This is a genomic window from Nocardia puris (assembly GCF_036051655.1).
Classification (GTDB): Bacteria; Actinomycetota; Actinomycetes; order Mycobacteriales; family Mycobacteriaceae; genus Nocardia; species Nocardia puris.
This window is the reverse complement of record NZ_CP107943.1, coordinates 5805865-5828036: the sequence shown is the minus strand read 5'-3', so window position 1 is coordinate 5828036 and position 22172 is coordinate 5805865. Positions and strand designations below refer to the sequence as shown.

The following is a 22172-nucleotide window of genomic DNA, read 5'->3' as shown; positions in this document are numbered from 1 at the left end:
CCCTCTCCCGCCTCTCCTCGGGCCGCACTGGATCGGTTTCCTCGGCACCCGAGGTCCTGAGCCCGACCGGCGTCAAGGTGACCTTCGCGCGGCGATCTGCAGGCCGGGCAGGGCCACCCAGCGAATCCGCCTGCAATCGCGGTGATCGTAAGGACTTCTTGGACGATCCGGCGCCGAACACGGCCGCGCCGACCAGGAACCGGTCCTCGCGGAAGCTCGCGATCACCAAGTGCTCGGTGCTCCAGCCGACCGCCTTGGCGGCGAGCACCATGGTGTTGCCGTTGACCAGGGCCGACCCCACGGCCACCGCCGTCGCGCCGGGGTGGCGCAGGCAGCCGCGCGTCATGATCGCCAGGCCGGAGCGCAGGGTGCGTCCGTCGCGTCGCGTGTCGTCGGCCCCCGCCAGCGGTGCGCCCCTGCCGAAACTCATCGGACTCGACACCCGGAGGTCGATCTGTCCCCGCTCGCCACCATGCCTCCTCCGGACCAGTGTCATTACCTTCGGCAACGACCCGGAGCAGCATGATTCCAATCCCTGACCGATTTGTCCGATATCGCGCGGTGTCCGGTGACGAATCGGGGGCCACATCGTTCGTGCCCGGAGTGCGAATTCGCCGATCCGGGCGTTTTCTGTGACTTCGAGGTTCAGGAATAGCCGGTATGTTCCGTATCGTTGAACGAGGATCGGGTCCCGAAAACAGAACCCGATCGCTGGTCAACGGTGACTTGTGAGGTGTGATCGTGGTGTCGAAACCTGTGGAAAGCCCCGAGGGCGGACCGATTGTCCACGGCGTCGCCGACGCGCGCTACGAGCGTGTCGTCACGGCGTTCTCCCGCCTGTTCGGCCAGAACCGCGGCGGCGGCGCCCTCGCCGTCTACCGGCACGGCGAGCCGCTGCTCGACATCTGGACCGGCACCGCCGACAACACCGGCGAAACCCCGTGGACGGAGAACACGGCCGCGCTGTCGTACTCCACCTCCAAGGGCATCACTTCGACCGTGATCCACCTGCTGGCCGCGCGCGGGCTCATCGACTACCAGGCGCCGGTGGCGGAGTACTGGCCCGAGTTCGGCGCGAACGGCAAGAAGTCGATCACCGTCGCCGAGATGATGAGCCACCGCGCGGGCCTGTCCCGGGTGGGTCCGCTGGCCAAGAACCTCGAGGAAATGCTCGACCATCACCTGATGGAGGAGCGCCTCGCCGCCGCCAAACCCGACCGCTTCCGCGGCCTGCCCGCCTACCACGCGATCAGCTTCGGCTGGCTGGCCGCGGGCTTGGCGCGCGCGGTGACCGGCAAGGGCATGGGCGAGCTGTACCGCACCGAACTGGCCGAACCGCTGGGCGTGGACGGCCTGCACTTGGGCACCCCGCCCCCGACTTCCCCGACCACGGTGGCCGGATCGCACGGTTCCCCGGTGCCGTTCGGCATCCCGCGCGCCGAGGACGTGCTGCGCGCCGCGTCGCTGGGACCGGTGCCCGGCCTCGGTTTCGTGCGCGCGATCTACACCCCCGGCGTCGGCAACCTGTCGTCCGGTGAGGCCCCCGCCATCCTCCGCGGGGAGATGCCCGGCGCCAACGGCGTGTTCACCGCGCGCGGCATCGCGGCCGTGTACAGCCTGCTGGCCGGTGAGAACCCGCGGATCTCGCGGGGCCGCGTGCGGGCGCTGTCGCGTATCCAGACCATCCTGCCCGACCGCAACCTGTTCCTGCCGATGGGCTGGCGGCTCGGCTACCACTCGCTGCCGGTGTTGGGCGCGCCCCGCGCGTTCGGGCACATCGGTTTCGTCGGGTCGGCCGGCTGGGCCGATCCGGAGAGCGGCCTGTCGGTCGGGTTCGTGCACAACTGGCTGCCCGAGGCCGCGCGGCTGCCCCGCGACCAGTTCATCATCGCGAGGCTGTTGACGCCGATCGTGAAGTCGGCGGCGAGCGAGGCGGACGCGGGTCCGGCGGATCTGCGCAAGGCCGGTTGAGTTGCGTGTGAGGGCCCGGCGAGCGCCGGGCCCTCACAGCATCGACCGATGGATCGAGATTACCTGCGCACCAAGGTTTCCCGCTCCTCGACCGTCCGGCTCATTTGACGTTCACTCGGATATGCACCGCGCCTTCGGGTTCGGTGGCCTGCAACGCCTGACTGATCAGCGCGCTGATATCGACCTGCGGGATCGAATACACGGCGGCGTCGGCCAGCGGTTGCAGCATGGGCGCCAGCGGCGCGAGATCCGGTCCCACCACGTCGATCCAGGCCTTCAGCCGCTGGAGGAACGGCACCAGCCCGTTGCCCTCCAAGTACATCTCCGGGGATTCGCCCGTGCGGGCGAGCCGGCCGACGGCTTCGGCGATCTCGTCCACCCGGCGGCCGAACTCGATGAAATCCGGTGTCGCCGCGCGGAAGGCAGGGTCGGCCCACGACATATCGGTCGCGATCGACTGGAGATCGGTGAGCATGGTGCCGATGGCGGGTGAGCGGCTCATGATCACGGCGGCGAGCAGATCGGTGGAGCGCGCCAGGCCGGGCGTGATCGATTCGGTGCCCTCCAGCGCGAGGCCGAAGGTCTGGATGAACTCGCCGATCGCTTCCGGGTCGAGCTGGTTCATCGCCTGCGTCACCAGCCGCGCGACTTCCGGGGTGGAGATAGGTGCCTGGATCCGAAGCCCTTGCAACACTTGACCATCCGACACGACAGGCCCGCCGCCCGAGGTGGGCCGGAATTCGATATAGGGCTCGCCGAGCGCCGACAGCGCCTCGATGGTGATATCGCTGTCCACCGGCAGATCACTGTCGCGGCCGACCCGGAACTCGACCCGCACCTCCCCGGCGCCGCGCCGCACGCCGGTCACCTCCCCGACCTCGACACCCCGGTACAGGATCGGTGAACCCGTTTCCAGCCCACTGGAATTGGGCAGCACCAGCGTGGCGTGCACGTCCTCGCGCAGCGGGTCGACCCGCACCACGCCGAAGGTGAGGTACGCGATCCCGAGCACCGTGATGAGGCCGATGGCCGAGAAGGACAGCGCCGACGACAGTTTCACCGCACCGCTCCGATCATGCGCAGTGTCCGGACGATCTGATCCACCTGATCGTCGGTGGACACCTGCCCGTCGGTGGACACACCGACCACGTTCACCTTCGGCCCGCGCTCGACGAACGGGATGATGCGATCCCGGATCAGGGCCACCAGCGCGTTCAGGTTCGACGGCGCGTCCAGGTCCAGCGGCCGGGAGGTGAAGGCCAGCGGCACGAACGCGCGCGCCGCCGCGTCACCGGACTGCGCCAGCGGGGCCAGCCACACCAGCGAGTGCGCGACATTGCCCAGCGCGCCGAGCACGCCGACCACGTTGACGATGGACTCCACCGAGGCCGAGATCTGTTGCACGGCGGGCTCGGTCAGCATCTCCGCGGTGCGCTCCCCCATCCCGTGCACCACGGCGGCATCGGTGCTCAACCCGTTCAGGAAGGCGTCCACCTCGGCCAGGTTGGCCGCCAGGTCCAACGCGTTCGCGCCGACCACGCCCGAGATGCGCGCCGTCTCCTTCGAATCCGGCGGCAGCACCGCGTTCAGGCTGTTGATGATGTCCTGGAACTGGCCGATCGCGCCGCCCTGGACGAAGGTGGCGATGCCCGCCATGGTGTCCTCGATCTGGGTGGCGGGAATGGTCTGGGCGCGCGGGAGCGTGTCACCGTCGGCGAGCGTGTCGGCGAACCCGTCGGGCGGGGTGAGCAGCGCGATGTGGATGTCGCCGAGCACCGTCTCCTGCCGCAGCTGCGCGATCGTGGTGCGCGGCAACCGCACCGAGTCCTCGATCTCGGTGTCCACCATCACGTATCCGCCGCCACCGGAGGCCTCGCCCGGGTCCACGACCGACACCGTCGTCACCGTGCCGACCTGCGCGCCGTTGGCCATCACCCGGGCGCGCGCGGGCAGGTTCAGCGCGTTCGCGAACTCGATGCGCACCTGATAGGTCGGGCCCGAGACACCGGCGCCCGGCACCGGGACCGACGAAGGATCGAACGCGCAGCCACCGGTCAGCAACACCGCCGTGAGCAGCATCGCCCCCGCGCCGCGCCGCAGTCGCCGGGTCATACCCATCACCTCGCCCCCGTCATCGCCAGCACCCACTGCGCGAGGTCGACCTGGGGCCTGCCGTCCGCGCCGGGCGCACACCGCCCCGGCGAGACCGCGTTGATCAGCGCGCACATCTGGTTCGCATCCTGTTCGGGTAGCGCCACCCGCGGCGGCGCGTAGGTCAGTCCCGGCGCACCGGGCCCGGCGACGGTGGTGAACGCACCGGTCAGCGCCGGTATCTTGGTGATGATGTCGCGCAGCGCGTCGACGTTGTCGCCCAGCAGCCGCACCAGCGGCACCGCCGCGTCCAGCACGTCCAGGATCGGATCGCCGAACAGCGTGGTGATGTCGTTGAGCATCGGCAACAGCTTCTGGAAGCTGTCGATGATCTCCACCGTCCGGTTGAACAGCTCGTTGTTCACGTTGTCCAGCACGTCCGACAGGCGCAGCATCATGGACTTGATATCGCCCCAGCGCCCCGCCACCGTGCTCGACAGCGCGGCCAGCGAATCGAGCAGCCCGGCCAGGTGCCCGATGGCGGCGTCCGGGGAGTGCAGCGCGGTGCCGAGTTTGCGGATGATCTCGTTGAGCTGCGGCCCGGTGCCCGCGGTCGCCGAGTTCAGCGCGCCGATGCCGCGCGCGAGCGCGTTCTGCTCGGAGTCCTGCGGACCGAGGAGTTCGCTGGAGAGTTCGGCGAGCGCGCCCAGGGTTTCGGTGAGGCTCTTGGGCGTCAGCGTTTTGGTGATGCACTCCGCGGGGTCGCGCAGTTGTTCGGAGGGGTCGACGTTCACCAGCGCCAGGTCGCGGTCGGCGACCACGGTGTCGGACACGGTGGTCGCCGAGGCGGCGGCCGGCAGGGAATAGGCGGCGTCGACGGTGAATTCGACGCGCACGTGCTCCGGCGACGGCGTGATGGCGGTGACCTCGCCGACCGGCATGCCGCGCATCGTCACGTGATTGCCCACGTACAAGCCGATGGTGTCGGGCATGAGCGCGCAATAGGTTTCGGTCTTCTTGAACGGCTGGAACGCGACGACGTAGCCCACCACGACCAGCACACCGATCGCGAGCGCACCCGCCACCGACATGAATCCGCGGGATCCGAGGAAACGCAGCAACATCAGCAGACCCTCCCCGGCACCGGCACGCACACACCCTCGGGCACCTCGATCGTCGCGCCCGAATGATCCACGCGCACACCGCCTTCGGGCGGCAAGTACGTCCCGACACGTTCGCCGAGCGCGTGCACGTCGTCGATCAGCGGCTGCAACTGCTGCCCGAGCCGCTCCAGCTCCGGAACCGCCGCCGCGAGTTGCTGGGCCATCGGCTTCAGCGTCGTCTCCCACGCCGGTTGCAGCGCGGCGAGCCTGCTGATCACCCGATCCAGTGCTTCGACGGCGGTGCGCACCTCGGTGCGCTTGTCGGCGAGCACCGTCTCCAGCACGTTGATCCGCTCGACCAACCTGCCCAGCTCCCCCTTGGCCTGGTACACCGCGCCCAGGTATTCGTCGGCGAGCGCGATCGCCCGCGACACGTCGGCGCGCTGCTGATCCAGCACATCCACGAAATGCTCGACGCCGTCGAGCGTGCGGCGCAAGCTGTCGGGGCTGGCCTCGAGCGAGTCGGCCATGGCGGTCAGATTGTCGCGCAACGTGTTTCCGTCGATCTCGCGCAGCGGCTGGGCGGCGTCCTGGAAGGCCTGGACGAGGCTGTAGGGCAGGCGGATCCGGTCGGCGGTGATCATCCGGTCGCCGAGCGGCTCCTCGCCCGCCGGGAACAGCGCCACGTAGTGCCCGCCCACGATGGTGAGCATGCGGATGTCGAGGGAGGTCTCGCTGCCGAGGAACACCGACGAGTCCACCGAGAACGTCATCAGCACCCGTTCCGGTTGCAGCTCCAGCGATTCCACCTTGCCGACCGAGATGCCGGCCAGGCGCACATCGTCGCCGACCCGCACCGACTGCGCTTCGGTGAGCTCCGCGGTATAGGTCTCGCGCCCGAACGGCACCGTGTACAGCACCGCCACCGCGACCATGCCGAGCACCACGAGCACCGCGCCGAGAATGCCGAGCCGCAGATCGTGGCGCAGCTTCGCCTGCTCTGTGCGGCGAGGGCGATCACCGCCGAAGGCCTTGCGCACCTTGGTCATCGGTTGCATACCGACACCTTCTGCCCCGCGACGAGCACCGCGAACGCGGCGGGCAGCTCGGCCGAGCCCCGGCTGCACGAGAGCTCGGTGCCGGTCTTGGCGGGCAGCGACTCCCGCAAGCCCGCGATCAGTCCGGGCAGGCTGCTCAGGATCTCCACCAACTCCTGCGGATTCGGGAACAGCTTCCGAACGATGTTGTCCACGTCGGGGTTCGCGTCCTCGGTCAACCCCAGCGTCGCCAGCAGCGAATCGACGGGATCGAGCACCGGCGGCGCGGTGAGCGCGAAGTCGATGAGGCCCTCGACCTTGATCTGCAACGAGGTGAACACGTCGGCGACCTTGCCCAGCAGGGTGACCAGATGCGGTGAGCGCCCGCCGATCTGGTCGGAGATCTCGGCCAGATTGCGCATCAGCACCGAGATCACCTGCTGGCGATCGGTGGCGTAGGTGCTCAGCATGCCGATGGCGTCCAGCGCCGGGCCGATGCCGGTGCCGTCGCCCTCGATGACGGCGAGCATGCTCTCCCCGAACTGGTTCAGCGATTCTGGGGAGAGCGTCGCCAGCACCGGCTTCAGCCCGTTGAACAGACCGGTCACGTCGAAGGACGGGATGCTGCGGTCGGTGCCGATGGTCGAACCCGCGGGCGTGCGCCCGGTGGGCGTGCTCTCCTGCTGGAGATCGACATACCGCTGCCCCGTGAGGTTCTGGTAGCGGATGGCGAAGCGGCTGTTCTCGTAGACGGGCGAGGACCGGCGCACCGTGATGCCGACGCGCGCCTGGTTCCCGTCGAGGTCGATGGACTCGACCTTGCCCACCTGCACGCCGAACATGCGCACGTCGTCGCCGGTCTTCAGGCCGTTCGCGTCGGTGAACAGCACGTCGTAGGAGTCGGAGGCACCGCCCACCGGCCGTTGGATCGCACTGATGATCAACACCAGCACACCCACCATCGCGGCGGCGAACACGGCGAGCCGCCACGCCGCTCCGCGCACCGAGGTCATCGCACACCTCCACCGAGAACCGGGGCCAGCACGGGGAAACCGTTCAGGTCCACATCGACATTGAGCACGGGGCCGTCCGGCGTGTCCGGCATCGCCGCGCGCAGCCGGTCGATCAGCGCGCGCAGTTCCGCGCTGGACCGCTGCGGGTCCGACACGGTGCCCGCGGCCGCGTTCAGGATCGGCGCCAGCAGCGCCGTGTAGCCGCCGAATCCGGCGTCGGCGCTGTACATCGCGTTCTCCAGCGACGGGAAGATGTCCTCGATCACGGCCGTGATGGTGGCGTCGATATCGGGCCGGTCCTCGCGCAGCGTCTGGATCCGGTACACCTGATCGATCACCTGCAGGACCGCACCGATGAACACGCCGCCCCCGTCCAGCGCGCGCCCGTACTGGCCGAGCTGCAACGACATCGGCAGCGTCTGGACGTCGGCGACCGTGCGCGACAGCACCACCATCGACTGCAACAGCGGGGTGTAGGCGCGGATGTCGCCCGCCAGCTGCGCGAGCACCGACGCCAACTGCGGGGTGAGCACTTCGCCGCTCACCTGCGAGAGGCTGCGCAGCAGACTGCCCATCGTGGCGTCGTAGGCGCGATCGGCCTGCCCGCCGGTCATATCGATGACCTTGCCCGAGCGCAGCGGCGCACCGCCCGAGCCCGGCCGCAGCGCGATCTCGCTGATACCGAACAGGTTTCCGGTCGCGTAGTCGACGCGCAGGCTGTCGTCCAGCCCCTCGAGCAGGTCGGGGTCGAGCAGCAGACTGATCCGCTGCGTGCCCGCCTCGGCGGGCGCGACCTCGGTGACCTCACCGACCAATACGCCGTCGGCGCGGACCAGCGTCCCGGCGACGATGCCGTCGCCGATCTGCTCGGTGTGCAAGGCCAGGCGCATGCCCTCCTCTTCACGGGTACCGCTGTACACGCGCCAGCCGACGATCACGAGCGCCAGCACGAGCAGCAGCGCGAGTGCGGTGCGCGTCGACTGCTTCTTGTCGATCGCGACACCGGGCATTCCGTAACTCGGCATCCCCTACCCCGGGAAAGTGATCGCGGTGCTGAAGCCCCACAGCACGATGGACAGGACCATGTCGACGGCGATGATCGCCACGAAGCTGGCGCGCACCGCCCTTCCGGACGCGATGCCGACCCCCTCGGGACCACCGGTGGCGAAAAAGCCGAAGTAGCAATGGATCAGGATGACCACGGTGCCGAAGATGGCGACCTTGATCACCGCGGCGATCACGTCGAATCCGGACACGAACTGGAAGAAGTAGTGGTCGTAGACGCCCGCGGACTGGCCGTGCACGAGCGTGATCACACCGCGACAGGCCAGGTAGGCCAGGATCAGCGCGATCAGGAAGGTCGGCACGATCGCGATGGCGCCGGCGATCACGCGGGTGGTCACCACGAACGGCACCGACCTCAGGCCCAGCGCCTCGAGGGCGTCGATCTCCTCGGAGATGCGCATCGACCCGATCTCCGCCGTCATCCGGCAGCCGGCCTGCGCCGCGAAGCCGACCGCCGCGGCGATGGGCGCGAGTTCACGGGTGGTGGCGAAGGCCGAGATCAGGCCGGTGACCGGACCCATGCCGAGCATGTCGAGGGTCGCGAAGGATTCGACGGCCACCGAGGCGCCCATGACCAGGCCAAGCACGATCATCATCGGCACGGTGCCGCCGCCGACGATCACCGAGCCGCGGCCCCAGGTCATGTTGGTGATGGCGCGCATGGTCTCGGCGCGGTAGTGGGTGACGGTCAGCGGAATCGCGCTGAGGGTCTGCCAGATGAACGCCGCGGTGAAGCCCAGTGATTCGAGGGGATGCCAGGACGCGAGCGCGCGCGCCTTGCGCACGACCTTGCCGAAACCGCCTGGAACGTAAGGGGATACGGCCATCACGCCAACCTCGTCGGCAAGAACATCGCCGTCACCTGCGTCAACAACAAATTCACGCACACGATCGACACCACCGACAACACCACCGCCGCATTCACCGCATCAGCCACACCCCGCGGCCCACCCTTCGCCTCCAACCCCCGCTGACACGCGATGATCACCACCAAAAACCCGAAAATCAACGCCTTCACCAACGACACCCACACATCCGCCGCCGTCGTGAACGAACCAAACGTCGCCCAATACGACCCCGGCACCACCCCCTGCCCACCGATCGCCACCGCATACCCCGCCAACACACCCACAAAAATGATCAACACATTCAACAACGGCGCCACCAGCAACATCGCCACCATCCGCGGAATCACCAACCGATGAATCGGCGAAATCCCCATCGTATGCAACGCATCGATCTCCTCCCGAATCGTGCGCGCACCCAAATCCGCCGCGATCGCCGCCGCCCCCGCACCCCCCAACAAGAACCCCGTCGCCATCGGCGCCCCCTGCTTGATCACACCCAAACCACCCGTCGCCCCCAACAACGAATCCGCCCCCAACGAATGAATCAGATTCCCCACCTGAATCGACACGATCACACCGAACGGAATCGCCATCAAAATCGCAGGCACCGTCGTCACCGTGACCAACCGCCACGCCTGAACCAACGTCTCCCGCCACTGGAACTCCCGGCGCACCAAGTCACCCACCGTTCCAGCCACCGACTCCTGCGCCATCCCCACCGCACGACCGAACGTCCGCAACGACGACACCACCGTGTCCGAGAAATTGTCGCGAACTACCCGCAACACTGGCGAGCCCGGCTTCTCGAACGGGGGAACCTCCGGCGTTTGCCCGGTGCCGCGGAAAGTTCCCACCAAAGCCTGCCGTCCTTCCCGCCCGCTGAAATCTGTGACCCGAGCCATAGTCGAGCCGGTGTCCGAATCTATGCGCTCACCGGAGGACTGTCACTGCACGTCGGCAAGAAGATCACCCCGGCCGATTAGTGCCCGAAGACTAACTCCCCGGTGCTACCGGATTGTGCACCACACGCGGGCGTCCCGTCCCCGATTTCGGGACACCGGCATCCTGCGTTACCGGCGCCGGGCGCGGCAGGCAATTTGCAGCAATCGGGGCGGGCGACCACAATGCCGCCATGTTCGATCCCCAGCACCACCTCACGATCGACGCACCGATCATCGGCCGCATCCTCCCCCGGCTTCCCGACCTCCTGGACGCCTTGTTCGAGGCGGGCCTGGCGGCGGTCCCCGGCACAGAAGCGTTGCCCCAGGGGCACTTTCACGACGAGCTCATGCCAACCATCGTGCAGATGACCGCAGCGGTCCTCCGATCGATCGAGGAGCAGCGCTCGCTCACCGCCGAGGAGTTCGACGACGTCGTCGGCGCCACGGTGCGGCAGCTCGCCGAAGACCGGATTCCGCTGAAGCTTCTGATCCGGTCGGTGTACGGCTGGTCGGTCCGGCTCTGGCAGGAGGCGCGGACGGCGGCCGAACCCGAGGATCTGCCCGACCTCTTCGCGTTCTCCGACCGCTTGCTGGAAATCGCCACGCTCCTCACCATGGCGATGGCCGAGGCGCACACGGAGGTGGAACGATCCATCTACGGCACCGAGCGCGAAGCCCGGCGCGCCCTGTGCGCGGCCCTGCTGAAGGGCGCCGACACCACCGAACTGGCGGCGCGCGCCGATATCACCGTGGCCGAGACCTACGACGTGCTCGCCCTGCGTATCGGCCGTTTCGACAAGACCGTTCCACTCGCCGTGAACGCCGTGACGCGCAAGCGAGTCCGGCTGGTGCAGCAGGCCTTGGACACCCTCGCCGGCACCACCGCGCTCAACACCTTCGACGGCAACAACGGGGTCGCGCTGCTGCCCGCCCTCGCGCCGTCGGCCCAGCACGCGCCGTATGCGAATCTCGCCGCCGATCTCGCCGCGAAAGTCGGCGCGGACGTCATCGTCATCGACGCGGGGACCGTGCCGTCCGCCGATCTCACCGCGGCCGCCGCCGAGGCCTCCGAGATCGGCGGGCTGGCCCAAGCTCTCTCGCGACCCACCGGTACCTACCTCCTCGACGACTTCATGCTCGAATACCAGCTGACGCGGCCCGGCCGGTCGCGGGATCGCTTGGCGCAGCGCATCATTCCGCTCGTCGCGCATCCGCATCTGATCGACGCGCTGGAAGCGCACATCAAGCACGGTTCCGACCGCAAGGCGGCCGCCGCCGAGGTGCATCTGCATCCGAACAGCTTCAGCTACCGGCTGCGCCGCATCGGTGAGCTCACCGGATTCGATCCGTCCGACCCCGGGGAATCGCGCCTGCTGGCGGCCGCGCTGACCGTCTACCGGCTCTATCCGCCTCAGACGGTGATCGAGAACGACGCGCCTTCCTGAACTCCTTGTTTGTTTCGGGAGACAAATCTCGATGGCCCGTTTCTCCCACCGGTGCAGTGACACCGACCCAGACGGTTGTCGATACTGAGCCTCGACCACAGCACCGCGGCGTGCGGCCGCGCCGGTGACACGGCCGCCGCGCACTGCGCGTAGCCACGCGAAAAGCACTGGGCCACAAGCGGATCACCACACGCCGATGACGGCGTGCGGGCCGCGCGGCGAGGTGACACCGTACCGAGGAGCTGCCCGATGACGTCGCAGACCGCGCATTCGCCGCGCACGACGTCGCCGACGGCCTCCCCCGGCGGGCCCCACGCGCTCGGCGTTCACGCTTGGTGCGATCCGCTCGGAACGGCGGCGGTGCGCGCCAGCCGGGGGTGTCGCACCCGAGCCGCCCGCCGGCGCCGATCCGCACGGCTTCCAGCTCACCCCGATGTCGGGCGGCGAGATGCCCTGTCCCGACACGGAACTCACCGCCGACCGGCTCGCGGCGAGTTGCCTGCCATCACGGATGCCTGTACTCCACCCCGCGATCGTGCCGGAATCCGCCGAGATCGACCGCCTCCCACACCGAATCACTTGCCGGGCTACGAGCCCGCACCGCGTAACCGAGTTCAACCGACCATGAGGAGAACCCCTCGAATGAGTGATCCGAGAAGCGAGTTGCGGGCCGTGCTCGCCGAACCGCGCGAGATCATCGACCGCCTCAGCGATGAGGAGGCGACGACACTGCTCGCGTCGCTGCGGCGCGCGCAGACGCGGCAGCAGCAGAGCCTCGACAGCGCGATCAACAGCGCGCTCGAGGTGTTGCCGCGCCTGGTGCGCATCCCCGCGCGCAAGATCCTGTTCGGGAGGTAGGACCCATGACCGATCTGCGCACCCGCGGGCAGTTGCGCATCCTCGCCCAGACCCTCGACGTGGCCCCGGAGGAGCTGGCGAGCCTCGAGCGCCTCGGGGCCCAGGACCTGCGCGAACTGCGCGAACGCATCTCCGATCACCTCTTCGACGCGCACGCGGCCACCTTCGCCCGCGTCAGCAAACTCGCGCCGCTCGTGCCCAACGCGCTGGCCGCCAAGGTGGCGCTGAAGGCGATCCCGCCCGAGGTCGGCGGGCGCGCCGGCGGCGCCGTGGGACTGGACCACCCCGATCGCGCGGCGGGCCTGCTCGCCGAACTCACCGCCGAGTACATGGCCGACGCCGCGCCGTTCCTGGACCCCAGGGCCATCCCGGTGCTCGCGCCCCGGCTGCCCGCCGAGGTGCTGGTGCCCGGCGCGAACGAGCTGCTGCGTCGCAAGGAGTACACCACCGCGTCGCGTTTCGTGGAGTACGCCACCGACGAGCTGATCCGCGGTTTCGAGCGCGGCATCACCGACGACGTGGGCCTGCTGCACACCGCGGCGCTCACCCCGTCGACCGACCGGCTCAACGACATCGTCCGGGTGCTGCCCGAACAGCGCAGGCTCCGGATTGTCCGCGCCTCGCTCACCGGCTCCGACGACACCCTGGTCGCCGGCATCTCGGTGCTCTCCCGGCTGGAATCCCCCCTGGCCGAGGAGATCACCCGCGATTTCCTGTCCGATCTGGACGAGGCGGCCGTCGACCGCGTGCTGGCCGTCGCCGTGCGCGAGGGCGCGGTCGAGGAACTGCTCTTCGCCCTCTCGGCCGTCGACGACGCCCTGCTCCAGCCCCTCGCCGACGGCCTGTCCCGTGGCGGCGGCAACCTGGTCGGCGCGCTCCTCGACGGCGCGGAAAGCCCTGCGGCGCAACGAGTCCTGCGCGCGTTGGGCGACCGCCTGGACGACCCGACCCGCGAGCTGGTCGCCGAACGGACCGGCCCTGCCGAATGAGCGCAGCGGGTGGCGACCGATCGGCCGCCACCCGCCTCCGGCTAAGCCTCCATCACGGCGAAATCGCTGATCCACCGCCGAATGGCGCCCAGCGTCCGCGCATCGACCGTGCCGGCGATTCCGGCTATCCTGGCGGTGCTGATCGTCCGTGGCTGCTCGGTCATGGCGAAGGAAGCTTTCAACCCGACCGCCTCGCCGCGCAGCCGGACATGATGCGGCCACGCGCGATCGGTGGTGGTCACCGGGACCACGATCACCAGATCGCGCACCGCTCGCAGATAGTCGGTGGTGGAGATGATCACCGCCGGCCGACGCCCCCTCTGCTCACGACCTTTGGTCGGCGAGAGATCGGTCCAGACGACATCACCCGGCCGGAACCGCGACGCGGCGCTCACTCGGCGTCGTCCAGTCCGTCTTCGAGCGCTCCGTCCCACGCCGCGACTTCATCGGCGTACTCCGTATCCGCCGCCGCGTACGCGGCGGCGACGGCGGCGAATCGCATCCGGCGATCATGCTCGTCGAGCAGATTGGCGATGGTCTGCGAGACGGTCCGCCCCTCCGCTTGCGCCAGCGCGCTCACCCGCTCACGCACCGCCTGCTCCACCTTCATGGATGACATCGCGGAACTCATGGCACACCTCCTGGACTGGATACACCAAGGATACCCAAGAGTCATACCCACGTGGATACCCGAAGTGGTAGCTCCGGGCCGCGGCCAGTGGACGGCGGCCAAGTCGTCCGGCGGTTCACCCGCGCGCCGCGCCCCTCGCCCGGGCGCCGCTCGACATCACACCGAAAGAGGGCGTCGGTGCATGCCGATCGGTTCGATTTGTCCTACTCTCGGTGGCGTCGGCATCCGCTACAGAAGAGAGATCATGAAACGCGCCTCGCGCAAACACCGAAAACCCTGCCCGCCCCCGGATGATCCCCCTCCGCGATCTGCCCACCGGGTGATGTCGCGGTGACCGTGGTGAGCATCCTCCTCGGCATCGTGGTCGTGCTTCTCATCACGGCCCTGACCGGATACTTCGTCGCTCAAGAATTCGCCTATATGGCGGTGGACCGATCCCGGCTCAAAGCCAGAGCCGAAGCGGGCGACAGCGCCTCGGCGCGCGCCCTGACCGTCACTCGCCGCACCTCCTTCATGCTGTCCGGCGCCCAACTGGGCATCACCGTCACCGGCCTGCTCGTCGGCTACGTCGCCGAGCCGCTCATCGGCCGCGGATTCGGTGAGCTGCTCGGCGGGGTGGGCATCCCGACCGCCGTCGGCGTCGGGATCGGTGCGGTTCTGGCCATCGCCTTCTCCACCATCGTCCAGATGCTGTTCGGCGAGCTGTTCCCCAAGAACCTCGCCATCGCCAGGCCCGAACCGGTGGCCCGCTGGCTGGCCATGTCCACCACCGTCTACCTGCGCCTGTTCGGCTGGCTGATCTGGCTGTTCGACCAGTCCTCCAATGCGCTGCTACGCCTGCTGCGCATCGAGCCGGTCCACGACGTCGAGCACTCGGCCACGCCGCGTGACCTCGAGCACATCGTGGCCGCCTCGCGTGACGCGGGCGAGCTGCCGCCGGAGCTGTCCACCCTGCTGGACCGGATCCTGGACTTCCCGACCGTCACGGCCGAGCACGCCATGATCCCCCGCGCCCGCGTCGACACCGTGCACGTCGACGAGCCGGTGGCCGACGTACTGGTGCGCATGAGCACCGGGCATACCCGCTATCCGGTGGTCGGCGCCTCCAGCGACGACCTGCGCGGCGTGATCCACCTGCACGACCTGCTGGGTGGACCGGCCACGGGCACGGCGGGCGACCGCGCGCGGCCCGCGGTGCTGGTGCCGGAGTCGGTGCCGCTCACCCAGGTGGTCACCGAACTGGGCGCCGCCAAGGAGGAGATGGCCTTGGTGGTGGACGAGTACGGCGGGTTCGCCGGCGTCGTCACCATCGAGGACATCGCCGAGGAACTGGTCGGCGAGATCGACGACGAGCACGACACCGGCACCGAGTCCCCGATCGTGGAGGCCGGGGACGGCTGGCTCGTCGCGGGCGACCTGCACCTCGACGAGGTGGAGCGCCTGCTCGACCTGGCGCTGCCCGAGGGCGACTACGAGACCATCGCGGGCCTGGTCATCGCCGCGTCGGGCAGCCTGCCCGAGGTCGGCGAACGTGTCGAGATCCCGCTGCCGCCCAATGGCCACGAATTCCTCACCGACGAACCGCCGCCACGGCGCACGGTGATCGCGGAGGTCAGAGCGGTCGACAAGTACGTGCCGTCCTCGGTACTGCTGACCGTGCGGGAGGTCGACGATGAGTAATCCCGTCGTCATCGTCGTAGTCACGATCGGTTTGATCGCGTCCAGCGCGTTCTTCGTCGCGGTGGAGTTCGCCCTCATCGCCGCCCGCAAGCACCGGCTCGAGGACGCCGCGGCTACCAGCCGTTCGGCCCGGGCGGCATTGCGCAGTTCCACGGAGCTGTCCGTGCTGCTGGCCGGCTCGCAGCTGGGCATCACGGTGTGCACGCTAGCGCTCGGCGCGATCACGAAACCGGCGGTGCACCACTGGCTGACACCTCTGTTCGAGACGTGGGGCGCGCCGCTGTGGGCGGCCGATGTGGCCGGATTCGTGCTGGCGCTGATCATCGTGACGTTCCTGCACTTGGTGGTCGGCGAGATGGCACCGAAATCGTGGGCGATCGCGCATCCGGAGAAGTCGGCCACGCTGCTGGCGATCCCGATGCGGGCGTTCATGTGGTTCACCCGTCCGCTGCTGGTCGCGTTGAACCACGCGGCGAACTGGTGCCTGGTGAAGGTGGGCGTCACCCCGGTGAACGAGGTCGAGTCCGGTCAGGACCCGGCCGCGCTGCGCCACCTGGTGGAGCATTCCGCGACCGCGGGCACGCTCGACGAGCGTTACCACGGCAACCTCACCAGCGCGCTGGAATTGGAGCAGCTCACGGTGGGCGATATCGCACGGGCCGACACCACGCCGAGCGCGGTCACCCCGAGCGCCACCGCCGAGGACATCCAGACGGCGTCGCGCACCACCGGCCACCTGCGCCTGCTGGTGCGTGACGGCGCGGCGATCCGCGGCTTCGTGCACGTGCGCGACAGCCTCACGGCCGCGCCGGGCACCACCGCCGTCGACCTGCTGCGTCCGGTGACCACCCTCACCGCGACGACGCCGGTCTACGAGGCGCTGCGCACCATGCGGGAGACCCGCAACCATCTCGCCGTCGTCACCACCGACGCGGGCGAGCTGGTCGGTCTGCTCACCATCACCGACGTCCTGCAGCGCCTGCTGCCGATGGCGTCGGATCAGGAGGCCGTCGGCGGCTGAGTGCCGCCGCGCGACAACCGCGAGCCGGCGCCCGGTTCCTCGCTCGAGGGGCCGGGCGCCGGCGCGTTGCCGGCTCGAATGCCGGGGCGGTCACCCGGCACACACGCCGACGCGTTCACCGGCACGCACACCGACGTGGTCGCCGGCTCGCACGCTGGGTGCGGGCACCCGGTCGATCGCGGAATCGCTTCGGTCCGCCCGCGTTCGACACGGCCGGTATCAGCGGCTGAGGATGGGCACCAGGTAGGTGCGGGCGAAGGAGTCGAGCCGTTCGGCGGACTCCAGGTCGATCGCGCCCACGGGTTGCACGATGAGGGAATGCACTACGCGGCAAGCGATTTCGACACGATCGGTGAGATCGGGGTGGTCGGGGCACAGGCCGCGTTCGACCGCGCGACGCAGGATCGCGACGGTCGTGGTGACCGACATCAGGAAGGGCGGTCCGCCCTCGGTGGTCACCTGCCCGAGCAACCGTTCCGGCTCGAGGGCGAGCAGGCGCTCGATCAGCGGGTGCGTGCGCCAGCGCGTGATCACGGTGACGAACACGTCCGCGACGATGTCGTCGAGGGTTTCGTGCCGTTCTGGGATCTCGTCGAGTTCGGTGAGCAACCGCCGCACCTCGCGCGCGGTCACGGCGCGCACCACGTCATCGCGGGAACCGATGCGCCGGTAGACCGTCACGCGATCGACCCCGGCCCGGCGCGCGATGTCCTCGATCGTCGACTTCTTCACGCCCACCCGCTCGAACTGCGCCAGCGCCCCGTCGAGAATGCGCTCCTCGATGGTGTCGGCGGCGGACACATCGGGCGAGGTCTCGGCGGGGGAAGGCACGGCTCAACGGTAACAGCAGCCGAGGCTTCTGCAACAAACACGAATGATTTGTGGCTGCAACATTGCCATGAAATATGTTGCTTTGTTAGCGTAGATCCATGGCTGACGACAGCGCGACGAGGCGCTCCTATCAGGACGAAGCCCACGCCATCCACGCGCGTGACGTCCACTTCGACTTCTCCACGGTCCCCCTGCACTACATCCCCGGCGAGGTGCTCGCGACGCACGTCACCAACGTGATGCACCTGGTGCTGCCGGAGGGCGAACGTGCCATGGCGGCCTGTCTGGCCGAGGCGATGCCGCTCATCGAGGACGAGCGCCTGCGCGAGGAGGTGGCCGGGTTCATCGGCCAGGAATCCATGCACGCGAGCAGTCACGAGGGTGCGCGCGACCATCTCCAGTCGCTCGGCCTCGATGTCGCCTCGTTCGTGGCGAAGGTGGCCTGGCTGGCCGACAACGTGCTCGGCGATCACGGTCTCAGCGGCGCGGCCAAACGGGAGTGGCTGAAGGAACGGCTCGGGTTGTTCGCGGGCATGGAGCATTTCACCGCCGTGATCGGCGAGTGGCTGCTCGAAGCCGACGCACTGCCGCGCGCCGGGATGCACCCCACCATGCTCGACTTGGTGCGCTGGCACGGGGCCGAGGAGGTCGAGCACCGCAGCGTGGTGTTCGACGCCTACATGTACGTCGACGGGGGCTACGCGCGCCGCGCCCGCACCGGGCTGCTCGCGAGCGGACTTCTGTTGCCGCTCTTCGTGATATCGACGGCATACCTGTATCGCAAGGACCCGAGCCCGGCGAAGGGGAAGAACTGGCTGTACCAGTTCGCCAGCGCCACGGTGCGCGGGGTGATCCCGAGTTTCACCACGTTCTTCACCGAGATGCCGCGCTACCTGCGCCCGGGATTCCATCCGTCGCAACTGGGTTCGATGGACAACGCCCTGCGCTACCTCGCGCATTCACCGGCGGCGCGGGCATGACCGCGCCCGGCGCGGTGGCGACGCGGGGACTACGCGCCCTGAGTGCCGCCCTCGGCGTCTACAAGCGGGTGGTCACCACACCGGCGCTCTCCCGGCCGAATCCGGTGCGCCTGCACGGTTTCGACATCGACGTGGTGGTCGCCACCGTCTCCCCTGAGGCCGAGGATGTGGTGAGCCTGACGCTGGCGCGTCCCGGCGGCGCGGCGCTGCCGTCGTGGCGGCCGGGCTCGCACATCGACGTCTTCCTGAATTCCGGTCGGCAGCGCCAATATTCGCTGTGCGGCGACCCCCGCAATCGTCGCCGGTACCGAATCGCGGTGCGCCGCATAGCCGACGGTGGCGGCGGTTCCCTGGAGATGCACTCACTGCGACCGGGCGACCGGCTGCGCATCCGCGGGCCGCGCAATGCGTTCACCTACGTCGAGTCCGCGCCGTCGTATCTGTTCCTCGCGGCGGGCATCGGCATCACGCCGCTGTTGCCGATGGCGCGCGCGGCGGGAGAACGCGGCAGGCTCGTCTACTTGGGTCGCTCCCGCACGACCATGCCGTTTCTCGGGGAGCTGCCCGCGGGTGCGGTCGTGCGCCCCGACGACGAGTCCGGCCTCGCCGACATTCCCGCGCTCCTCGCCGACGCCGCACCGGGCGCGGCCATGTACGTCTGCGGTCCGCCGCCGGTGCTGGAGGCGGCGCAGCGTCACGCGTTCGCCCTGAACCCCACGGGTTCCCTGCACACGGAACGCTTCTCGGCGCTGCCGGTGGTCGACGGGCGCGCCTTCGACCTCACCCTGGCCCGCTCCGGCCACACGGTCCGGGTCGGCGCCGAGGAGACCGCGCTCGATGCGATCCGCCGCGTGCGGCCCGGTGTCGTCTATTCGTGCAGGCAGGGCTTCTGCGGCACCTGCAAGGCCGGCGTGCTGGCGGGTGCGGTAGACCATCGCGACCGCCTCCTGCCGGAGGACGAACGCACCGACCGCATGCTCACCTGCGTGTCCCGCGCCGCGGGCGACGCGCTCGTCCTCGACCTCTGATCCCATCCACACCTCCCGGAGGCAGGTCGATGACCGCAACATCCGACGGCGTCGTCGCCGTGCCGCACGAAAGGATCGGCCGACCATGACCGAACACCACCACATCGTCATCCTCGGGGCGGGATTCGGCGGCATCGGCCTGGCGATCAAGCTGCGCGAAGCCGGTTTCCGCGATCTGGTACTGCTGGAGCGCGCCGCCGACCTGGGCGGCACCTGGCAGGCGAACACCTATCCCGGGTGCGCCTGTGACGTGCCCTCGCACCTGTACAGCTATTCGTTCGCACCGAATCCGAACTGGTCGCGCACCTACGGCAAGCAGCCCGAGATCCTCGCCTATCTGCGCAGGGTGGCCACCGACCACGATGTGGTGCGTCACATCCGGCTGAACACCGAACTCCTGGAAGCGCGCTGGGACGAGGACGCGGCGGTGTGGCGCCTGCGCACGTCGCGGGGTGAACTCACCGCCGACTACTTCCTCTCGGCGGCCGGTGTGTTCACCGAGGCGAAGTACCCCGACCTGCCGGGGCTGGACTCGTTCGCGGGCAAGACATTCCACTCGCTGCACTGGGATCACGAACACGACCTCACCGGCGAGCGGGTCGCCGTGATCGGCACCGGTGCGTCGGCGGTGCAGTTCATCCCCGAGATCGCGCCGAAAGTGGCCGCGCTGACGGTGTTCCAGCGCTCGGCGCCCTGGATCGTGCCCCGGATGGATCGCGGCACACTGGACCTCGAACGGCTGCTGCTACGCCGTGTTCCCCTGGTGCGCAAGGCCATTCGCGGCACCTGGTACGTGCTCATCGAGGGTTTCGGCCTGGTCGGGTTCGTGGACAACCGTTTCCGCCATCCCTACGAACTCCTGGGCCGTGCCCAACTGCTCCGTCAGATCCGCGACACGCGTCTGCGTGAGAAGGTCACGCCGGACTACGTGATCGGTTGCAAGCGCGCCATTTTCGCCGACGCCTACTTCCCCGCATTGGAGCGCGACAACGTCGAGGTGGTGACCGACGGCATCGCCGAGGTCCTCCCCCACGCGATCCGCACCCGCGCGGGCGCCGAGATCCCCGTGGACACCCTGATCTTCGGCACCGGGTTCACCTCCACACCGACCGCCTACGAGCGCATCACCGGCCGCACGGGGCGCAGTGTCGCCGACCTGTACCGCGAAAGGCCGCAGACCTATCTCGGCACCGCGCTGAGCGGGTTCCCGAACTTCTTCTGCACGCTCGGCCCGTTCGGTGTCGCGGGGAACCAGTCCGCGATCTACATGATCGAATCGCAGATCGCCTACATCGTCGACGCATTGGTCACCCTCCGTGCCCGGGGCGTGCGGCGCGTCGAGCTGCGCCCCGCCGTGCAGAACGACTTCGTCGACGAAATGGCCAGGCGCAGTAGCGAAACCGTGTGGCTCACCGGTGGATGCCAGAGTTACTACACCACTGCCGACGGGCAGAACGCCGGACTGTATCCGAGTTGGAGTTTCGAGTATCGCCGGCGCACGAAACACTTCGACATCGGGTCCTACGACGTCGATATCGTCGCGGAACGGGTTGGTGTCCAGTGAAACTCGCGCTTCCGTTGACGCGCGGCGGGTTCGACGTCGCGGGCAAGACAGTCCTCATCACCGGCGCCGCGCAAGGTATCGGTTATGAGCTTGCCACCCTGCTACACGATCGCGGAGCCTCGGTCGCCGTGGTCGATATCGATGCAGTCGCCGCACGCCAGGTGGCCGAAGACCTCGGCAGGCGCGCCCATGCCGTCGAGGCCGATGTCGGCGATCGTGCCGCGATGGCCCGCGCCGTATCGCAGGTGATCGACCGGTTCGGCCGCTTGGACGTGGTCGTCGCCAACGCCGGTATCACCCCGGTTCCGGCGACCGTGCGGACCATGGACCCCGCCGATTTCGATCGCGTCCTGCGAATCAACCTCACCGGCGTGTTCAACACCGTGCACCCGGCGCTGAACCACATTGTCGAGCGGCGCGGGCACGTGGTGGTGGTGTCCTCGTGCGCGGCGTTCGCCCCCGGCATGGGCGGCTCGCCCTACATGATGAGCAAGGCCGCGGTCGAGCAGTTCGGCCGCGCGCTGCGGGTGGAACTGGCCGCGAGCGGCGCCAGCGCGGGCGTGGCGTATTTCGGCGTGGTCGACACCGCGATGACGCACGCCATGCTCGACGCCGACGACCTCGGCCGCCGCCTCGACGCCCTGCTGCCGTGGCCGCTGAACGTGCGGATCACCGCGACCGAAGCCGCCCGCGTCCTCGCCGACGGCATCGCCCGCCGCGCCCCGCGCACCATCGCACCCGCCGGCTGGCAGCCCTACGCCCTGTTGCGCGGCGCGATCAACGTCGCGCTCGACGCGAGCCTGGCCGCCGACGCGACGGTGCACGCCCTACTCCGCGAGATCGAGCGGCAACGCCTCGGCGCAGCGCCCCGCCTCTTCCCGATGCCACCGCTCGACTCCCAAAAGCCCACCCCGTGAACGCAACTCGTTACGCGACAGCGACCGCCGCTTTCTCGCACACCACCTCGATCGATCCGGACGCGGAGGCGAAGCGCGCCCGGTTCCTCACCGGTCTCGACGCCGACTGGATCGCCACCGGGGCGCGGATGGTGCTCGCCACCGCGATCGCCTCATAGC

The 22172-nt window shown here is 69.0% G+C and carries 22 protein-coding genes; 11 read left to right on the top strand and 11 right to left on the bottom strand.

The window, feature by feature from the left end; genetic code table 11:
- Positions 1 to 741 precede the first annotated feature (741 nt).
- Positions 742 to 1971 (top strand): serine hydrolase domain-containing protein, encoded by a 1230-nt coding sequence (locus OHB21_RS26900; RefSeq protein ID WP_324191936.1) that lies wholly within the window; start codon positions 742 to 744, stop codon positions 1969 to 1971.
- Between the two features lie 100 nt (positions 1972 to 2071).
- Here the strand turns inward: OHB21_RS26900 and OHB21_RS26895 are convergent, their stop codons facing one another.
- From OHB21_RS26895 to OHB21_RS26860, 8 genes are read right to left on the bottom strand one after another with little or no spacing between them, the layout of a single operon-like run.
- The gene (locus OHB21_RS26895; protein WP_195124089.1) at positions 2072 to 3031 is read right to left on the bottom strand and encodes an MlaD family protein; all 960 of its coding nucleotides are present in this window, start codon (positions 3029 to 3031) and stop codon (positions 2072 to 2074) included.
- Complete coding sequence (locus OHB21_RS26890; RefSeq protein WP_195124088.1) at positions 3028 to 4083, bottom strand: MlaD family protein; 1056 nt, start codon at positions 4081 to 4083, stop codon at positions 3028 to 3030. The genes OHB21_RS26895 and OHB21_RS26890 overlap by 4 nt, the downstream gene beginning before the upstream one ends.
- A 5-nt stretch (positions 4084 to 4088) precedes the next feature.
- Positions 4089 to 5216, bottom strand: coding sequence for an MlaD family protein (locus OHB21_RS26885; protein ID WP_232331948.1), 1128 nt, complete (start codon positions 5214 to 5216; stop codon positions 4089 to 4091).
- Positions 5186 to 6223: an MCE family protein gene (locus tag OHB21_RS26880; protein ID WP_228788426.1), complete on the bottom strand. Its 1038-nt coding sequence runs from the start codon at positions 6221 to 6223 to the stop codon at positions 5186 to 5188. Before OHB21_RS26880 ends, OHB21_RS26885 begins: the two co-directional genes overlap by 31 nt.
- Positions 6211 to 7215 carry an MlaD family protein gene (locus tag OHB21_RS26875; protein ID WP_067514595.1) on the bottom strand — a complete coding sequence of 335 codons (1005 nt, stop codon included), beginning with the start codon at positions 7213 to 7215 and terminating at the stop codon, positions 6211 to 6213. Before OHB21_RS26875 ends, OHB21_RS26880 begins: the two co-directional genes overlap by 13 nt.
- Entirely contained in the window at positions 7212 to 8225 is a 1014-nt protein-coding gene (locus OHB21_RS26870) for an MlaD family protein (protein ID WP_195124087.1), read from the bottom strand. The genes OHB21_RS26875 and OHB21_RS26870 overlap by 4 nt, the downstream gene beginning before the upstream one ends.
- A gap of 18 nt (positions 8226 to 8243) precedes the next feature.
- The gene (locus OHB21_RS26865; RefSeq protein WP_113974979.1) at positions 8244 to 9107 is read right to left on the bottom strand and encodes an ABC transporter permease; all 864 of its coding nucleotides are present in this window, start codon (positions 9105 to 9107) and stop codon (positions 8244 to 8246) included.
- Positions 9107 to 9982 (bottom strand): MlaE family ABC transporter permease, encoded by an 876-nt coding sequence (locus OHB21_RS26860; protein WP_328436190.1) that lies wholly within the window; start codon positions 9980 to 9982, stop codon positions 9107 to 9109. The genes OHB21_RS26865 and OHB21_RS26860 overlap by 1 nt, the downstream gene beginning before the upstream one ends.
- Before the next feature lie 278 nt (positions 9983 to 10260).
- Here OHB21_RS26860 and OHB21_RS26855 point away from each other — a divergent pair, with 278 nt between their 5' ends.
- From OHB21_RS26855 to OHB21_RS26845, 3 genes are all read left to right on the top strand, one after another.
- On the top strand, positions 10261 to 11514 hold the full coding sequence (locus OHB21_RS26855; protein WP_195126753.1) for a PucR family transcriptional regulator: 1254 nt from the start codon (positions 10261 to 10263) through the stop codon (positions 11512 to 11514).
- Between the two features lie 642 nt (positions 11515 to 12156).
- Positions 12157 to 12372, top strand: coding sequence for a hypothetical protein (locus tag OHB21_RS26850; RefSeq protein ID WP_067512484.1), 216 nt, complete (start codon positions 12157 to 12159; stop codon positions 12370 to 12372).
- Between the two features lie 5 nt (positions 12373 to 12377).
- Positions 12378 to 13361 carry a hypothetical protein gene (locus tag OHB21_RS26845; RefSeq protein ID WP_195126752.1) on the top strand — a complete coding sequence of 328 codons (984 nt, stop codon included), beginning with the start codon at positions 12378 to 12380 and terminating at the stop codon, positions 13359 to 13361.
- A 41-nt stretch (positions 13362 to 13402) separates the two neighbouring features.
- Here the strand turns inward: OHB21_RS26845 and OHB21_RS26840 are convergent, their stop codons facing one another.
- Together OHB21_RS26840 and OHB21_RS26835 are read right to left on the bottom strand one after the other, a co-directional pair.
- Positions 13403 to 13756, bottom strand: a complete 354-nt coding sequence (locus OHB21_RS26840; RefSeq protein ID WP_067512488.1) for a type II toxin-antitoxin system PemK/MazF family toxin — start codon at positions 13754 to 13756, stop codon at positions 13403 to 13405.
- Positions 13753 to 13992 carry a hypothetical protein gene (locus tag OHB21_RS26835; protein ID WP_067512490.1) on the bottom strand — a complete coding sequence of 80 codons (240 nt, stop codon included), beginning with the start codon at positions 13990 to 13992 and terminating at the stop codon, positions 13753 to 13755. Before OHB21_RS26835 ends, OHB21_RS26840 begins: the two co-directional genes overlap by 4 nt.
- A 330-nt stretch (positions 13993 to 14322) precedes the next feature.
- Here OHB21_RS26835 and OHB21_RS26830 point away from each other — a divergent pair, with 330 nt between their 5' ends.
- Complete coding sequence (locus tag OHB21_RS26830; protein WP_067512491.1) at positions 14323 to 15672, top strand: hemolysin family protein; 1350 nt, start codon at positions 14323 to 14325, stop codon at positions 15670 to 15672.
- Positions 15665 to 16693 carry a hemolysin family protein gene (locus tag OHB21_RS26825; RefSeq protein ID WP_067512494.1) on the top strand — a complete coding sequence of 343 codons (1029 nt, stop codon included), beginning with the start codon at positions 15665 to 15667 and terminating at the stop codon, positions 16691 to 16693. Before OHB21_RS26830 ends, OHB21_RS26825 begins: the two co-directional genes overlap by 8 nt.
- A 219-nt stretch (positions 16694 to 16912) precedes the next feature.
- Here the strand turns inward: OHB21_RS26825 and OHB21_RS26820 are convergent, their stop codons facing one another.
- Positions 16913 to 17524, bottom strand: a complete 612-nt coding sequence (locus OHB21_RS26820) for a TetR/AcrR family transcriptional regulator (protein ID WP_324192289.1) — start codon at positions 17522 to 17524, stop codon at positions 16913 to 16915.
- A 98-nt stretch (positions 17525 to 17622) separates the two neighbouring features.
- Between OHB21_RS26820 and OHB21_RS26815 the strand changes: the two genes are divergently transcribed.
- From OHB21_RS26815 to OHB21_RS26795, 5 genes are all read left to right on the top strand, one after another.
- A complete protein-coding gene (locus OHB21_RS26815) occupies positions 17623 to 18504 on the top strand; it encodes a metal-dependent hydrolase (protein ID WP_067512497.1) in 882 nt (293 codons plus the stop codon).
- The gene (locus OHB21_RS26810; RefSeq protein ID WP_195126751.1) at positions 18501 to 19532 is read left to right on the top strand and encodes a PDR/VanB family oxidoreductase; all 1032 of its coding nucleotides are present in this window, start codon (positions 18501 to 18503) and stop codon (positions 19530 to 19532) included. Before OHB21_RS26815 ends, OHB21_RS26810 begins: the two co-directional genes overlap by 4 nt.
- An 85-nt stretch (positions 19533 to 19617) precedes the next feature.
- Positions 19618 to 21096, top strand: coding sequence for a flavin-containing monooxygenase (locus tag OHB21_RS26805; RefSeq protein WP_067512501.1), 1479 nt, complete (start codon positions 19618 to 19620; stop codon positions 21094 to 21096).
- Positions 21093 to 22013, top strand: a complete 921-nt coding sequence (locus tag OHB21_RS26800) for a short-chain dehydrogenase/reductase (RefSeq protein ID WP_195126758.1) — start codon at positions 21093 to 21095, stop codon at positions 22011 to 22013. The genes OHB21_RS26805 and OHB21_RS26800 overlap by 4 nt, the downstream gene beginning before the upstream one ends.
- Positions 22010 to 22171 carry a hypothetical protein gene (locus OHB21_RS26795; RefSeq protein WP_195126750.1) on the top strand — a complete coding sequence of 54 codons (162 nt, stop codon included), beginning with the start codon at positions 22010 to 22012 and terminating at the stop codon, positions 22169 to 22171. The genes OHB21_RS26800 and OHB21_RS26795 overlap by 4 nt, the downstream gene beginning before the upstream one ends.
- Position 22172 lies beyond the last annotated feature (1 nt).